14 protein-coding genes are annotated in these 15,199 nt (G+C 39.2%); 6 read left to right on the forward strand and 8 right to left on the reverse strand.

Going from position 1 to position 15,199, the window contains the following annotated elements:
* Positions 1-224: 224 nt before the first annotated feature.
* On the reverse strand, positions 225-2,720 hold the full coding sequence (locus AC1DNH_RS18695; protein WP_477625577.1) for a YfhO family protein: 2,496 nt from the start codon (positions 2,718-2,720) through the stop codon (positions 225-227).
* Between the two features lie 129 nt (positions 2,721-2,849).
* On the opposite strand from AC1DNH_RS18695, the gene AC1DNH_RS18700 reads away from it, so the two are divergent.
* The 6 genes from AC1DNH_RS18700 (at position 2,850) to AC1DNH_RS18725 (ending at position 7,341) form a co-directional block, all read left to right on the forward strand.
* Complete coding sequence (locus AC1DNH_RS18700; protein WP_477584971.1) at positions 2,850-3,935, forward strand: alginate lyase family protein; 1,086 nt, start codon at positions 2,850-2,852, stop codon at positions 3,933-3,935.
* Positions 3,936-3,997: 62 nt separating this feature from the next.
* Complete coding sequence (locus tag AC1DNH_RS18705; protein WP_029278585.1) at positions 3,998-4,504, forward strand: GbsR/MarR family transcriptional regulator; 507 nt, start codon at positions 3,998-4,000, stop codon at positions 4,502-4,504.
* Between the two features lie 173 nt (positions 4,505-4,677).
* Complete coding sequence (locus AC1DNH_RS18710; RefSeq protein WP_477584970.1) at positions 4,678-5,493, forward strand: DUF393 domain-containing protein; 816 nt, start codon at positions 4,678-4,680, stop codon at positions 5,491-5,493.
* 5 nt (positions 5,494-5,498) lie between these two features.
* Positions 5,499-6,455 (forward strand): TIGR01777 family oxidoreductase, encoded by a 957-nt coding sequence (locus tag AC1DNH_RS18715; RefSeq protein ID WP_477609140.1) that lies wholly within the window; start codon positions 5,499-5,501, stop codon positions 6,453-6,455.
* A gap of 37 nt (positions 6,456-6,492) precedes the next feature.
* Positions 6,493-6,888, forward strand: a complete 396-nt coding sequence (locus tag AC1DNH_RS18720; RefSeq protein ID WP_477578478.1) for a hypothetical protein — start codon at positions 6,493-6,495, stop codon at positions 6,886-6,888.
* 3 nt (positions 6,889-6,891) lie between these two features.
* On the forward strand, positions 6,892-7,341 hold the full coding sequence (locus AC1DNH_RS18725) for an SRPBCC family protein (protein ID WP_477578477.1): 450 nt from the start codon (positions 6,892-6,894) through the stop codon (positions 7,339-7,341).
* A gap of 6 nt (positions 7,342-7,347) precedes the next feature.
* On the opposite strand, the gene AC1DNH_RS18730 is transcribed toward AC1DNH_RS18725, so the two are convergent.
* From AC1DNH_RS18730 to AC1DNH_RS18760, 7 genes are all read right to left on the reverse strand, one after another.
* The gene (locus tag AC1DNH_RS18730) at positions 7,348-7,797 is read right to left on the reverse strand and encodes a nuclear transport factor 2 family protein (protein WP_477578476.1); all 450 of its coding nucleotides are present in this window, start codon (positions 7,795-7,797) and stop codon (positions 7,348-7,350) included.
* A 102-nt stretch (positions 7,798-7,899) separates the two neighbouring features.
* A complete protein-coding gene (locus AC1DNH_RS18735; RefSeq protein WP_055903040.1) occupies positions 7,900-8,148 on the reverse strand; it encodes a DUF4834 family protein in 249 nt (82 codons plus the stop codon).
* Positions 8,149-8,252: 104 nt separating this feature from the next.
* Entirely contained in the window at positions 8,253-8,795 is a 543-nt protein-coding gene (locus tag AC1DNH_RS18740) for a hypothetical protein (protein WP_477578475.1), read from the reverse strand.
* Positions 8,795-8,992 (reverse strand): YwbE family protein, encoded by a 198-nt coding sequence (locus AC1DNH_RS18745; RefSeq protein WP_477578473.1) that lies wholly within the window; start codon positions 8,990-8,992, stop codon positions 8,795-8,797. The genes AC1DNH_RS18740 and AC1DNH_RS18745 overlap by 1 nt, the downstream gene beginning before the upstream one ends.
* Before the next feature lie 55 nt (positions 8,993-9,047).
* Positions 9,048-10,340, reverse strand: a complete 1,293-nt coding sequence (locus AC1DNH_RS18750) for a DUF3472 domain-containing protein (RefSeq protein WP_477578472.1) — start codon at positions 10,338-10,340, stop codon at positions 9,048-9,050.
* Positions 10,341-10,416: 76 nt separating this feature from the next.
* Positions 10,417-12,459, reverse strand: coding sequence for an excinuclease ABC subunit UvrB (gene uvrB, locus AC1DNH_RS18755; protein ID WP_477578470.1), 2,043 nt, complete (start codon positions 12,457-12,459; stop codon positions 10,417-10,419).
* Between the two features lie 358 nt (positions 12,460-12,817).
* The gene (locus AC1DNH_RS18760; protein ID WP_477578468.1) at positions 12,818-15,190 is read right to left on the reverse strand and encodes a M1 family metallopeptidase; all 2,373 of its coding nucleotides are present in this window, start codon (positions 15,188-15,190) and stop codon (positions 12,818-12,820) included.
* Positions 15,191-15,199: the final 9 nt, after the last annotated feature.

The raw sequence follows: 15,199 nt of genomic DNA on the forward strand, positions 1-15,199 counted from the left end.
AATAGAAAAATCGTCATCTCGACTGGAACGCAGTGAAATGGAGAGATCTATCTGGACAGATTTAGCTTCGCTGAGCCTTCGGGTTCTCGACTGCGTTGCACTCCGCTCGAAATGACGCGAGAAAAGAAGGGATGATAAGTTGCGGGGAGTGAACGACTTAGAACTAAAAAACAAAACCCCGCAAGATTTTGATCTTGCGGGGCGTAAATCTATTTAAAGAAATATTAAGCTTTAACTGCTTTCTTTTTCTTCTTTTCTTCTGAGTAAAACCCAAAACCTAATCCGGCCAACAACAAGATAGATCCTGCTAAAGAGATTTTCTCTCCGGTATAATATGATGTTGGGTGGAAAATAAACTCAAGTTTATGGTTGCCTGCTTCTAACTGCGCTGCACGTAAAACGTAATCAGCCCTGAAGTATGGCTTTTCAACACCATCGATATACATTTTCCAGCCTTTATCATAATAGATTTCGGAAAACACTGCGATTACATCTTTAGCGGTTGAGTATTCATAAGTTAAATGATCAGGGTTGTAGTTGGTTAATTTAATAAAACCTTCCTGACCCGTTCCTAAACGTTTGGTATCAATCGAATTTTTGAAACTTTCATCAACAATGGCTTCTTTCTTAGCATCAAAACTGCTAATGGCCTTCATTTCTTCATCAGCATTTTTAGCAAACTGAACACTTTGTACAAACCAGGCATTACCCGCGGCCGTTGCATTACGCTGCATTTTATACGATCCATTCTGAGGATCTTGCGTAATAATGTACTTGGTATTTAACATATCCAACACATCCTGGTTAACACTTTTTGTTAATTGGTTATCTACCAACTCCTGAAAACGTTTTAACCTCGCGGAGTGGAAACCACCAACGGTTTTATGGAAATAAGAAGTTTCGGCACTTTTAAACGGATCGCCCAACGATAAATCGAAAACCCTAAAGTTTGGATCTTTATCAGCCGCGATAAAATTATCTACATCTCTAGGCTGGTAATGGTTGTTCAGGTCACTTTTACTCACAAAGTTCTGGTTGTTTAAATAACGACGGTCTACCTGCCACAAATCAATCAAAACAAATAGTGCCAATAAACCGAAGGCCAATTGCATATTCATTTTCTTAGTGATGAAAGCCCAAGTAACACCAAAACCAATGGCTATAAACAATACGGTACGTAAAGCGTCAGCACGTGCTAAAGCCACACGGTCGGCAACAATGCCATTTAAAATTTCCATTGCGGCACCGCGGTTGTTCTGCAAGGTTTGTGTTAAAGCATCTAAAACCTGTGCCTGGTTGGCCTGCGTAAAGCTGAAGAACGCCGTAGGGATCACGGCAATAATTAAAGCAAAACCACCGGTAATACCTGCTGACCAGGTTAATCGCTGCACTAAATATTTTTGATCGTATTTTCCTTCTTGTGCTTCTTTAATGGCCAGTATAGCCAGCAAGGGTACCAATAAACCTACAACGGCCAATATCGATTCAACAGCCCTGAATTTGTTATAACCGGGAAGGTAATTAAAGAATATATCCGAGATAAACGGTAAGTTACTTCCAAAGGAAAGGAACAGCAATAAGACACTTGATCCTAAGATCCACCATTTCCAGCGGTGTTTTACAATAAACAGTCCGAAAACAAATAAGAAACAGATAATGGCGCCAAAATAATACGGACCTGAAGTACCCGGTTTGTTGCCCCAATACTGGTTGGTACCCAAATTTTGCGCCACATAACCAATGGCCTGCTTTGGATCAACGCCCTGAAGATTTTTTTCAACTGCTTTATAAGTATTGCTTTCAGGTTTAATAATTTCGTCGATACTGCTTGCACCACCATAAATATTCGGAATCAGAAATGAGAAACTCTCTCCAACACCCTGGCTCCATTGGTAGGCATATTCTTTATCTAAACCATTTGCAGGTTCAGCCTTATCGGTAGTTAAGTTCGATTTACCACGGATGGTTTCTTTGCCATACTCGTAGGTTGTCCACAAGGTACCTGCATTTACCAGAACCGATAAGAAAATACCCGCAGCAATATAAGCAACAGCTTTACCAAATGCCGGAAGCTGTTTTGCTTTAAAGGCATGGTAAAGTTCTATACAGCCTAGAATAAATAACGCTATAAATAAATAATAGGTCATTTGGATGTGGTTCGAGCGGATCTCTAGCGCCATAAACAGCGCCAGCAAACTGCCTCCTACCAGATACCTGCCCCTTAGGATGAGAATAATGGCAGCCAAAATAGGAGCGAAGAAACCAATGGCCAGGGCCTTATTGCTATGCCCCGCAGCAATAATGATAAAATTATACGAGGTAAATGCAAAAGCAATTGCACCCGCTGCAGCAAGCCATGGATTTATTTTTAATACACAAAATAATAAATAAGCACCTAAAAGGTATAACAGCACCGTTCCAACAGGATCAGGGAATATACCTTTTATTACATCGATACCATAAGTGGTAATATTTAAAGGATACTGCACCCAAATCTGGTAGGCGGGCATACCACCAAACATCTGGTTGGTCCAAAGTGGTCCTTTACCATCTTTCGCCTTAATATCCATAATTTCTTTCTGCATGGCTTTAGCCTGCAAAACATCGCCCTGCTGTGGCGCTTTACCCTGCAAAACAGGACTGAAGTAGGCAAAAGTGATGACTACAAAAAACGCAATAATGGCTAAGTGAATGCCATTTTTATTAAACCAGTTATTCATTAAGGTTTGTTTAAGTTTAAACGAACGTCAAAAATAAAAAATTGGGCGGTATAAAAAAGTAATAAATTAAATGCATGCTGAATAAAAAATTAGATTTGTAGCAAAGAATAAAAATTCAACCTATTTATTATGAGAAAGTTTGTCGTTACAATCGCTCTGGCTTTATTATCTTTTTCTTCGTTTTCGCAAATTGTAAGTTTAAATACCAATGAAATTAAAAAGCTGAAAACCCAGATCAAAAATGATAAGGAAACCCAAAAACTATACCTGGGCTTTGAAAAATCGGCATTAAATTATCTAAACGAAAACCCGAATCCAATTGATACCATCAGAACTGAAGGATTATTAAAGGGAAATCCAAAAAAAGAGAAAACCAGATTAGCCCTGGCAGATATGAACAAAATGTTTGTACTGGCCTTACAATACCGCATCACCGATGATCAAAAATATTTAAACAAATGTGTAGAATTTCTTGGTGCATGGGCCAAAATCAATAAACCAAATGGCGATCCTATTGACGATACCAATCTGGATAAAGCCATTGAAGCTTACGACCTGATTAAAAAAGACATCCCAACAGCTGATAAAAAACAGATTGAACAATGGCTTACTGAAACGGCTTGGGCAGAAATTAACAGCAAGCGGATGAAAGCGGGGAGAGCTACCGCCATTAATAACTGGAATGCTCACCGGCTAAAAGAAGTTGGCGAAATCGGTTACACCTTAAACAATCAGGATTTTATTAAATGGACTATCGACAATTTAAAAAGCCACATCAATATCAATCTATATGCTGACGGAACAAGTTTGGATTTTAAAGAGCGCGATGCCATGCATTACCACATTTACGACCTGGAACCTATGTTAAAGTTGGCCATTATGATCGACAGAGCGAAAGGCACCAATTTTTATACTTATGAGTCACCGAAAGGATCTTCGATCAAAAAATCTGTAGAATGGATGATCCCATACATTAATGGTGAAAAACAGCACGAAGAATATGTGAATACGACCGTTAAATTCGATCGCGACCGTACAAAGAACAATGAACCTGGATTTGCTCCCGGGACGATGTTTAAACCAGATTTGGCTTTACCTGTATTGAAACTATCTGTTTATTTCGATAGGGCACAGGCTGATCTATTAAAAAAAGTAAATAACAATGATACCAGCTGGCAGATGGTATTGGATAAACTACAGCAAGAAAGCAAATAGCTTCCAAAACAAATAAACTTTCAATAATTATTGAAAGTTTAAAAATAAGTTTATATTTGTGTATGGAATTAGCAGCAGCAAAATTAAAATTTATAGAAGCCTGGGGCAAATTAGGCTCCGAATGGGGAATTAACCGCACCATGGCCCAGGTACATGCGCTATTACTCATTTCTCCTGAAGCGCTTACCACCGAAGAAATTATGGAGGCGTTGAGTATCTCCAGGGGAAACGCCAACATGACCCTGCGCGATTTAATTGGATGGGGCTTAATTGAAAAACAGCACAAAGCAGGCGAGCGCAAAGAATACTTTTTTGCCGATAAGGATGTTTGGAATATTTCCCGACAGGTAGCTAAAGAGCGTAAAAAAAGAGAGTTAGAGCCTGTTTTAAAAGTTTTAAATGAACTGTCAACGGTAGTGGGCGATGAAAAAGATCCTGAATTTAAAACCTTTAAAAAATCAGTAAGCGATATTAACAAACTTGCCCTCAATGTAGATAAAACTTTAGAAACGATGCTTAAAGCAGAAGAAAGTTGGTTCTGGGGTTCGGTATTGAAAGTGTTTAAATAGAGACGTGAGATTTGGGAGGGAGGTATTGAGTAGCAAGATTTGAGTATCAAGTAGTAAGTATCGGGTATCAAGACATATTACCCCTAACCACTAAAAAGCCTTACCCTTAAGTTCGGCTTAATTTTTTAACCACAACTTTCATTTTTTACTGAAAGTATTAAAATTTAAATAAAATGAAAACGCTTAAGAACCATGTGATTTTATTTGATAATGAATGCCCAATGTGTTATGCCTATACCAAAACATTTGTAAAAACAGGTATGCTGGCCAAAGGTGGCCGTGAGGCTTATCAAAGTATGCCTGAAAACATTTGTCCTTTGGTTGACAAACAAAGAGCCGCCAATGAGATTGCGCTCGTAAACACCGAAAACGGTGAAGTAACTTATGGTATCCAGAGTTTATTTAAAATTATTGCGCATGCCATGCCCATCTTTAAATCGCTGTTTTTATTTGGGCCATTTGTTTATTTGATGCGTAAGCTTTATGCCTTTATCTCTTACAACCGTAAAGTAATTATTCCTGCGCCCGTTAAAGAAAACACTATACAGCCTAGCTTTAAAATCCAATACCGTTTGGCCTATCTACTTTTTACCTGGTTTGTTACAGCTTACATTTTAACCGCCTATGCACATCTTCTTACCGATTTTGTCCCACTGGGGAGCCAATATCGTGAATACCTCATCTGTGGTGGACAAATATTTCTTCAGGGCGCCATCATTGTTTTTTATAGAAAAGAAAAACGCTGGGATTACCTGGGCAACATCATGACCATCTCTTTTGCTGGTGCACTTTTGCTTTTGCCTGTTTTGGTTATCGCACAATACCTCATCATCCCTTCTATATTTTTTATTCTTTACTTTTTGATGGTGGCCGGACTTATGTTTTTGGAGCACCTCCGCAGAAACAAGCTGTTACACTTGGGCTGGACGATGAGTATTACCTGGGTGCTTTACCGTTTAATTGTTTTAGGTTTAATCTTTACTTTATAGGAATCATGAAATACAGAAGAATTGTACTCGCAGGAGGAAACGGATATTTAGGTACCGTACTGGCCAATCACTTTAGTCGTCTGGCTGGTGAAGTGATTATCCTATCTAGAAAACCACAAGCCGCAGCAGGGAACATTAAAACCCTGCTGTGGGATGGCCAAACCCTGGGTGACTGGGTAACAAGCCTTCAAGGTGCCGATTTATTGGTTAACCTTTGTGGTAAAAATGTAAACTGTAGGTACACCCCTAAAAACAAGAAAGAAATTATCAGTTCCAGGTTAATCCCTACCCGTTTACTCGGCGAAGTAATCAAAAGCCTGCAAAACCCACCAAAACTTTGGATCAACATTACCTCTGCGACCATTTACCGGCATGCCGAAGACCGTCCACAAGATGAACTGACGGGAGAAATCGGTGATGGCTTTTCGATTGAGGTGTGCAAGGCCTGGGAAAGTAGTTTCTTTGAAAACGAAACCCCAAAAACCAGAAAAGTAGCCCTTAGGATGGGCATTGTACTGGGACTAAAAGATGGCGCATTTCCACGCTTGCTCAACCTGGTTAAACTGGGCATGGGTGGTAAACAGGGCAATGGCGAACAGTATGTAAGCTGGGTGCACGAGTTAGATGCCGCAGGTAGTATTGAATGGTTACTGAACCACAATGAGATTGAAGGTATAATAAACTGTACCGCACCTGAGCCAATTAAAAACCACGTGTTTATGCGCAGCATCAGAAAAGCTTACGGCATCAACTTTGGTTTGCCTGCTCCTGCCTGGCTACTGGCCATAGGCGCAAAAATAATCGGAACCGAAACCGAACTGATTTTAAAAAGCAGGTGGGTTAAACCAAGAAGATTGTTGAACAATGGCTTTGAATTTAAGTATGCGAAGATAGATGAGGCAGTGAAGGGGGTTGAGGGAGGAGGGTCAGAAGGCAGAGGGTTGGAAGGCGGGAGGCATTGAGCGGGAATAATATTTAAATACAATTGTCTTTCAAGATATGAAAATATTAAAGGTCATCTATATCATTTCGGTATCGATCTGTGCACTAGAATTGTTGCTATTTTTGTGCAGCCCCTTTGGAGGTCCGCTTACCATTATTAATTTAATGAAAAATGGCTTTTTTTCTGCACAAGAAGGATATAGGGTGATTCCAATCCGCTCGATGTACAGTCCAGGGGATAAACATATCAGGTATCTGGAAATAATGAACAGTGCATTTACCAGTGGCTATTTTTTATCATTGATGGGGAGTTGTTTATCCCTTTTACCGTTCAAAATAAACAAAAAAACAAAATATAAAATTGGTATCATCCTTTTTACCTCATCGTTATTGTTCTCCTTCATTGGCGGTGCCCTCTGGCATTATCTGGTTCGCATATGGCTTCTTAACTGAAATATGGCAACAATTATTTTAAAGACACTAATCAATGCATCTATTGTACGCTGTTTCGATCTGGCTAGAAGTATCGACCTTCATGTACAGTCGATGCAAAGTTCCGGTGAGAAAGCCATCGCTGGGAAGAGAGATGGTTTGATCAATTTACATGAATCGGTTACCTGGCGGGCCAAACATTTTGGCATTCCATTCGAAATGACAAATAAGATTAGTAAAATGGAATACCCAACGCTCTTTGTAGATGAGATGGTTAAAGGCCCCTTTAAAAAACTCCATCACCAACACCAATTTAAAATAATTGGTTCTCAGACAGAAATGACTGATGTTTTTGAGTTTCAGGCACCATTTGGCTTATTAGGCCAGCTTGTAGAAAAAATATTTCTTAAAAATTATATGTTGAAACTAATTGAGAAAAGAAATAAGGTAATCAAATTTCAAGCTGAATGGTAATATGCGCTATTTGTGCCTTGCACTATCATTAAATTGCCATAGCACATTAATAATTTTCCAGGCCCCATTTAATTTAACAAGGTGCATATAATCTATCCATTCATCTGCAATTAGTTTAACTGAGGCCGTTTTCTCTGAAATATCAAGCATTTTAACTTCCTTTTTAGGAACAGCAGGGAATTTATCTTTTTTGCGGTTATAACTTTCAGCTAAGATAACCATCGATTCTGCAGAGGTTTCACGAACATAATCCTTGTTTGTTTCCTTATCCGTCCAAAACGTGCGTTTAACCAGCCTTGGGTGCAGAGCCTGCTCCATTTGTTTAGGGTTTGGGATATGCTGCGATTCTATATAATCAAGGACTGCACGTTTGATTTCTAAGCTATCCTGTTTTGTCTGGCTAAAGCATTTCGCACTTACCATCCACAAGGAGATAAAAACAATAAAATATTTCATAGTTACCGGTATAGTTTTGGTTTTCTGGTTGAGGTTTAAAAATATAAACTTAAACTATATACTTTAAACAAAAAAACCCTGAAACAAGTTCAGGGTTTAGTTTTATTTCACTTCTTCGTAGTCTACGAAGTCGCCGAGTTTATCTGTTTTACTTTGATCAGGCTTTGGAGGCATATAATCTATCGAAATAGAACCTTCAGGTTTTGACCGTCTTTGTTGTTGCTGTCCCGTAGCCTGACTTTGCATTTTGCCGGCCAGATTATTAAACAGCATTGGCAGAATTAACCTAATCAACATTCTGATCAGCCAAAGTACCAATATTGTGATGAAAATGAATTTTACTAATGCCATTTTTTAAATTACTGTTGTTACAAATATAGACGTCATAAAATTTATTTTGTTACTTACTGAGCCTTTAATTGCATTTTGATTACAAATATAATACGTAAATAAGCCTATAAAGGTTTTAACCACACCTTAATAAATCTTTCCTGTGATGATAATTCACCTTTTGACGCAATAACCTCTACGTTCTTTACCATGTCGCTGGCGATGTAAAAATCGTTGTAGCCCACCAACCTTTCCAGTTCAATAAAAACCGGCAGGTTCCTATCTCTCTTTTTTATCCTAAAGTTTTTAAACAGTTCTTCCAGGCTCCATAATTGAACATCTTTCTTCAAAGTAATCTCAATTACACCATTCTTTCCATTCACTCCATACTTTTCAGTTGCTGGTCTATCTTTCAACACATATACGGCCTCGACACCAGCTGGCCTGATGTATTCCATTACATTTACGCCGCTAAGCACAATATTGTTCACTACATATAAAGGTGGGTTTGAAATAATACCAGCTCTAGATGGCACACAAATCCTGATTGTTTTTTGATCGGTAACAACCTTATTTTCAACAGGTTTTACATTCATTGTATCAACAACCTGAGCAGATGCACTACCCATAAATACAAAAACTAAAATAATAAGATAAGTATGTTTCATTAATCTTCAATAATTTCAGCTACGCGGCCTACCTGACCATCTTCGAGCCTCACTTTTATCCCTCTGGAATGAAATGCCGATGAAGTAAGCAGATCTTTCACTACACCATAGGTGATATTTCCCGACTGCTGATCTTTCTTCAAAATAATTCCGACTTCCAAGCCTGGATAAATGTCTTTTCTGTTTTGCCCGTCCATTGTGCTGTAATGTAATGATGATTAAAGTTTCAAAATTCCATAATTATTTTGAGTGTTAAGGTAATTTACTGAAATCTATTTCAGGTTTTTTACCTGTAGTGCTTCTGGTAAGAATTTTTCTTGGTGTGGTATAATCGTTAAAAAAGCCACCGTTCTTTAAATAAAAGGCGCCTTTATCTATCCCTCCCTGATAATCCATCCGGTATCCTTTTGCTCCTGTATTGTCGGTAGTAAAGCGGGCAGACTTTAATTCGGTCCATGTTCCTTTATCATCACAGATCCATTGGTTATCAAACAAAACTTTCCGCGATAGGTCGCCCTGTACAGGTGAGAAGTTTTCTAAAAATGAATGGAAGCGCTTTAAATAGGTCTTAGTCTGCGGTCTGGTGAAACTGGCTATCAATTGCCATTTATTGGTTTCAGGTGCAAAGAAATAAGCAGTGTAGGTAGTTAGGCTATCTTTTCCAGGTACCCCATGCAACAAGAATTTATAGGTATTTCCTGCTTTCCACATATAATTCAGGTAACTCTGACCGCCAGCGCCTTCATTGCCAAACTCTCCCGTATGTACACCTTCGCCTTTCTTTAGCATTTTAATCTTGTGCGATTCCGGGATACTTTTAGGATCGTCGGTATTGAAAGGACTCCATACCGAAAATAAGATATGCCGTTCGGTTGGACTATTTACCTGCATACCGAAATAGCCTTCACCAAATCCGTTAGCCATAAAATAAGAGCCTAAAATATCTTCACCCTTTGGTACAGTTACTTCGTTATAATACCACGCTGCGTTTACATTTTCAGGTTGTTGATAGTTGAGGTGAACCGATGGCCCACGCCTGCCCCAATGAAAAAAGTTGCCTTCGTTGTTTTTAACATAAGCCGTTTTGCCTTCAGTAGCTGTTCCACTAACGGATAAGGCTTGTATTGAAGGGAATTTCATTCCAGTTTTGCTTATTCCTTTAATGGTTAAGGCAACGTAGCCAGTATCTTTAATGGTCCACTCGCCAATCTTACCATCAAAAGTTTTGGTTTCATCGAAACTTACCTTTTTAGATTGATTGTTGATGGCGAATTCCAGAACTGATTGCCCATCAACTATAGGCTTATCGCTTAACGATATCGTTATGGTACCAGGTTTAGAAACCCTAAAATAAGCTGTAAAATATTCTTTTGGATTAGACCAGTTTATGATTCCCCTGTTGGATAATGTTCTTTCTGAATCCTGATGGAGAGAACTGTAGGCATTACCTCCAAGCGGGAGGGAAATTGCTGTAGCATTTTGGGCATGACTTTTTAGCCCCATGACACCGAGTACGATCAGTGTTACTAGTTTAAAAGATTTCATTGAATGATTTTTAGATAACTTGTTTAAAGCAATTGTAGGCTAAATTATCTAAAAATCATGCTTTAAAACCAAATCGTTACTTACCGAATTTTTCGTTAAACATTTTCTCTAGGGCAAACATTTCGTCACGCAGTTTTGCCGCTTGCAAAAAGTCCATATCTTTTGCTGCTTTTTGCATATCCTTACGCGTAGTATCAATTGCTCTTTGTAGCTCTGCTTTACCCATATATTGTACAATTGGATCAGCGGCAATGCTGATTTCGGCATTTTCTACATAAGCCCTGGCTTTGTTATCGCTTGCTTTCTGAGAGAAATCAAGGACAGATGTTTGCTCTAAAATCGCTTCCCTTGATTTACCAACAGTTTTAGGTGTAATGCCATGTTCAAGGTTATAAGCAATCTGTATATCCCTACGTCTGTTCGTTTCTGATATGGTTTTCTCCATGCTATCCGTAATGCTATCAGCATACATAATTACACGGCCCTTATCGTTACGGGCCGCACGGCCTATGGTTTGGATCAACGATTTTTCAGACCGTAAGAAACCTTCTTTATCCGCATCTAAAATAGCAACCAAAGTAACCTCTGGTAAATCCAAACCTTCGCGCAAAAGGTTAATTCCAACCAACACATCAAATTCTCCTAAACGTAAACCACGAAGAATCTCTACCCGTTCGAGGGTTTTAATTTCAGAATGGATATACCTGGTCTTGATATTTAAGCGATCAAGATATTTAGTTAATTCTTCAGCCATACGTTTGGTTAATGTGGTAACCAAAATACGGCCACCTTCTTTTATGGTAATATCTATTTCATCTAGAAGGTCGTCGACCTGGTTAATGGCAGGTCTAATCTCAATAACAGGATCTAACAAACCTGTAGGTCTAATTACCTGCTCTACTACCACACCTTCTGATTTTTCCAATTCATATTCAGCCGGAGTTGCACTTACATAAATGGTTTGCGGGGCAAGCGCTTCGAATTCGTTAAAGTTTAAAGGTCTGTTATCCAGTGCAGCAGGCAAACGGAAACCATATTCAACTAAAGATAATTTCCTCGATCTATCGCCACCGTACATGGCCCTGATCTGCGGAACGGTAACATGGCTTTCATCGATCACCATTAAATAATCTTCAGGAAAATAATCTAACAAACAGAAAGGACGCATGCCGGGCTGCCTTCCATCGAAGAAACGTGAGTAGTTTTCGATACCGGAACAATAACCCAATTCTTTCATCATTTCGATATCGAAATTGGTACGTTCTTCCAGCCGTTTGGCTTCCAACAAATGTCGATCTGCAATTAGCTGGTTTTTACGGATTTCCAGCTCCTCCTGTATTCCCCAAATGGAAGAATTGAACCTATCTTTCGGGGTAACGAAAAGATTGGCTGGATAAATGGCCATGTCTTCTAATTTCTCTATGGTTTTTCCGGAAACCGGATCAATCGAGGAAAGTTCTTCAATATCATCACCGAAAAAAGAAATGCGGTAAGCATGATCAAGATAGGCCGGATAAATATCAACAGTATCGCCTTTAACCCTAAAGGTTCCACGTTTAAAGTCTGTTGTAGTTCTCGAATATAAAATCTCAACCAAGCTATGCAAAAATGCATTCCTCGAAATCCTTAAGCCCACGCCAAAACGGAAAACCATCCGGGAAAAATCTTCGGGATTACCCATACCATAAATACAGGAGATGGATGATACCACGATAATATCGCGTCTGCCACTCATTAACGAAGAGGTAGTGCGTAACCGGAGTTTTTCAATCTCTTCGTTTATACTCAGGTCTTTTTCGATATAAGTATTGCTTGATGCGATAAAAGCTTCAGGCTGATAATAATCGTAATAAGAAACAAAATAATTCACCGAGTTTTCAGGGAAGAAATTTTTGAACTCGCCGTAAAGCTGCGCTGCCAAAGTTTTATTGTGACTCAAAATCAGGGTAGGTTTTTGCGTCTGTTCGATCACATTAGCTACCGTAAATGTTTTTCCCGATCCCGTAACGCCTAGTAAAGTTTGATAATGTTCATTGGCATTTACGCCATCTACCAATTGTTTTATCGCACTTGGCTGGTCTCCGGTGGGCTGATATTCTGAGGTGATTTTAAATTTCATGGGCTAATCAAATGTACGATTTAGGCTGCAAAATCTAAAACAGGGGAAAGTCAGGAAAGTTGGGGGTAATAAGAAATTTATTCCCTTCAGAATTTTATAACCTTCAATACTCAAATAGCCTTTTAGACAGATTAAAGGCATACGAACCTAGTAAATCCAAAGTTAAACTTTTGATTTACTAGGTTGATTCTTAGCATTACCTCATTCAATAAAAAATCCCCATTGAAAAATTCAATAGGGATTTGGGGTCATCCTCGCGAAAGCGAGAATCGTAATGTCATCAGCTTAAAGATTTCTCCTCCAAAGGAGTTCCTTTGGAGAACTACGGAAATGACGATCGATCAGGATGACAATGCGATTATTTACCCGCTGCGGCCTGCATTGGGTTTTTACCAACCGACTGGCCTCTTACTGCCCCACCAACTTTGGTTTTATATACCTTAAACTTACTTTCTTTTGCTTTACCGCCCCAAGTGTTATTTGAGGTGTCGATATCTGCAGTTTCACGTAAAGGATCAATTAAAATAGAGGCTACTTCTTTATTTTTAACGTAAAACTTAGCTGTTTTCAATTCATTGTGCCTCCAAATCTGCGCTGGAATACGGTCTATTTCCTTTGTTCCATCTTTATAGGTAAACTCAACAATGATAGGCATTACCAAGCCTCCTTTATTGCTAAAGCTCAGTTCGTAAATAAATTTGTTGCCATATTGGTCCTGCTCTGCTGAAGGAACAGCTTCTAGAGTTGCAGCAGTTTCTGTTTTAGTAGCAACAGTGGTATCAACAGTAACCATTCCTCTATCGTATTTATAGTAGAAATCTTGTGCTGCAGGAGTTTTATCTACGTAAAAATTAATTTTCTTGTCCTCGCGGTTTCTGATTTTCGAAATATCTTCAAAGGCATTAACGGCAGGTTTATCAATTTTAACCATTTTCGATTTAGCTTCTGGCAAATCTTTAGGGAAATCGGCTTTCGCAAATTTCACGCTATCTAAAGATATATCACAGGGATCGGTTCCGTAAAACCAACCTCTCCAAAACCAATCTAAATCTTCGCCGCTGGCATCTTCCATGGTACGGAAAAGATCAGCAGGTTCAGGGTGTTTAAAAGCCCATCTTCTCGAATATTCTTTAAATGCGTAATCAAAAAGTTCCCGTCCCATGATGGTTTCGCGAAGGATATTTAAACCGGTAGCAGGTTTCGAATACGCATTTGGACCGAAACGGGTAATGTTTTCAGAGTTGGTCATAATTGGCTCCAGCTCATCCTTTGGGAGTTTCATGTAATCTACAATGGTATATGCCGGTCCTTTTTTACTTGGAAATTTGTTGTCCCAAAGTTCTTCGGTTAAATACTCAACAAAAGAATTTAGTCCTTCATCCATCCAGGTCCATTGGCGTTCATCACTATTTACAATCATCGGGAAGAAGTTGTGTCCAACCTCGTGAATAATTACACCTAACATCCCATTTTTAGTGCTTTCGCTGTATGTCCCATCCGTATCTGTTCGACCATAGTTAAAACAGATCATTGGGTACTCCATTCCATTTGCGGCTTCGATACTTTGTGCAACAGGGTAAGGGTATGGGATGGTAAAATCTGAATAGGTTTTAATGGTATGCGCTACCGCACGGGTAGAAAATTTACTGTAAAGGTTGTACGCTTCCTTTCCATAAAAACTCATGCACATTACGGTATTGTTATTGGCCTGAATTTTTTGAGGCATGACATCCCAGATAAACTTACGTGAGGATGTCCACGCAAAATCGCGGACATTGTTCGCATTAAAAACCCATGTTTTTTTAGCTGTAGATTTTTTGGTTTCTGCCAGTTTAGCTTCAGCCAAGGTTTGTATTTCTACAGGCGCAGCAGCAGTTTTAGCAGAATTATACCTACTTAATTGAGTTGGATTTAAAACAGCGCTATAATTGATACATTCCCCCGTTGAACCCACCAGGTGATCAGCCGGAACAGTCATTTGAACTTTGAAATCGCCAAAGGTTAAGGCAAACTCGCCTCTACCCGTAAACTGATGGTTCTGCCATCCCTGAAAATCGCTATATACGCATAAGCGTGGGTACCACTGGGTCATGGTAAACAGGTAGTTCCCATCGGTTGGGAAAAACTCATACCCTCCACGGCCACCAACACTCATCCGATCAGAAATTTTATAGTTCCAATCGATATTAAAGATAAATTTTTGCCCACTTCTCAGCGCTACAGGCAAATCTACCCTCATCATGGTTTTGTTAACCGTATAGGGTAAGTTTTTACCGGCTGCATCGGTTAATTTGGTAATATTTATACCAAAACCATTATTTCCTGTTACACTTAACTGATCTAAATTTTTAGTGGTTCCGGTAGCAGGCATTTTAGTCGCATCCTGGTAATTCGCATTGCGATCCGTGCTATGCTCGTTTTCATCAAGCTGCAACCAGATATAAGTTAATGGATCAGGAGAATTATTGGTGTAAGTGATCGTTTCAGATCCGGTTAACAACAGATTTTTTTCATCCAGCTCGCATTTGATGTTATAATCGGCACGTTGCTGCCAGTATTTAACACCAGGCGCTCCGCTCGCTGTACGTTGTTCATTAGGTGTTGGTAAAATGGTGCCCAACTGCTCAAACTTATTCCCATGGTTACTCCCTGGGTTATTCTGAGTATTTTGGGCCATAGCCAGGCTACCAGAAAAGAATAGCAGGCCGGTTAAAGGAAATAGTTTATTCATGATATGGTT

This window comes from Pedobacter sp. 01N310 (assembly GCF_056399805.1).

Coding starts and splice junctions, on each gene's coding strand:
- AC1DNH_RS18695 (WP_477625577.1), bottom strand. CDS start 2,720: ATGAATAACTGGTTTAATAAAAATGGCATTCACTTAGCCATTATTGCG.
- AC1DNH_RS18705 (WP_029278585.1), top strand. CDS start 3,998: ATGGAATTAGCAGCAGCAAAATTAAAATTTATAGAAGCCTGGGGCAAA.
- AC1DNH_RS18720 (WP_477578478.1), top strand. CDS start 6,493: ATGAAAATATTAAAGGTCATCTATATCATTTCGGTATCGATCTGTGCA.
- AC1DNH_RS18745 (WP_477578473.1), bottom strand. CDS start 8,992: ATGGACGGGCAAAACAGAAAAGACATTTATCCAGGCTTGGAAGTCGGA.
- AC1DNH_RS18710 (WP_477584970.1), top strand. CDS start 4,678: ATGAAAACGCTTAAGAACCATGTGATTTTATTTGATAATGAATGCCCA.
- AC1DNH_RS18730 (WP_477578476.1), bottom strand. CDS start 7,797: ATGAAATATTTTATTGTTTTTATCTCCTTGTGGATGGTAAGTGCGAAA.
- AC1DNH_RS18725 (WP_477578477.1), top strand. CDS start 6,892: ATGGCAACAATTATTTTAAAGACACTAATCAATGCATCTATTGTACGC.
- AC1DNH_RS18715 (WP_477609140.1), top strand. CDS start 5,499: ATGAAATACAGAAGAATTGTACTCGCAGGAGGAAACGGATATTTAGGT.
- AC1DNH_RS18750 (WP_477578472.1), bottom strand. CDS start 10,340: ATGAAATCTTTTAAACTAGTAACACTGATCGTACTCGGTGTCATGGGG.
- AC1DNH_RS18740 (WP_477578475.1), bottom strand. CDS start 8,795: ATGAAACATACTTATCTTATTATTTTAGTTTTTGTATTTATGGGTAGT.
- AC1DNH_RS18700 (WP_477584971.1), top strand. CDS start 2,850: ATGAGAAAGTTTGTCGTTACAATCGCTCTGGCTTTATTATCTTTTTCT.
- AC1DNH_RS18735 (WP_055903040.1), bottom strand. CDS start 8,148: ATGGCATTAGTAAAATTCATTTTCATCACAATATTGGTACTTTGGCTG.
- uvrB (WP_477578470.1), bottom strand. CDS start 12,459: ATGAAATTTAAAATCACCTCAGAATATCAGCCCACCGGAGACCAGCCA.
- AC1DNH_RS18760 (WP_477578468.1), bottom strand. CDS start 15,190: ATGAATAAACTATTTCCTTTAACCGGCCTGCTATTCTTTTCTGGTAGC.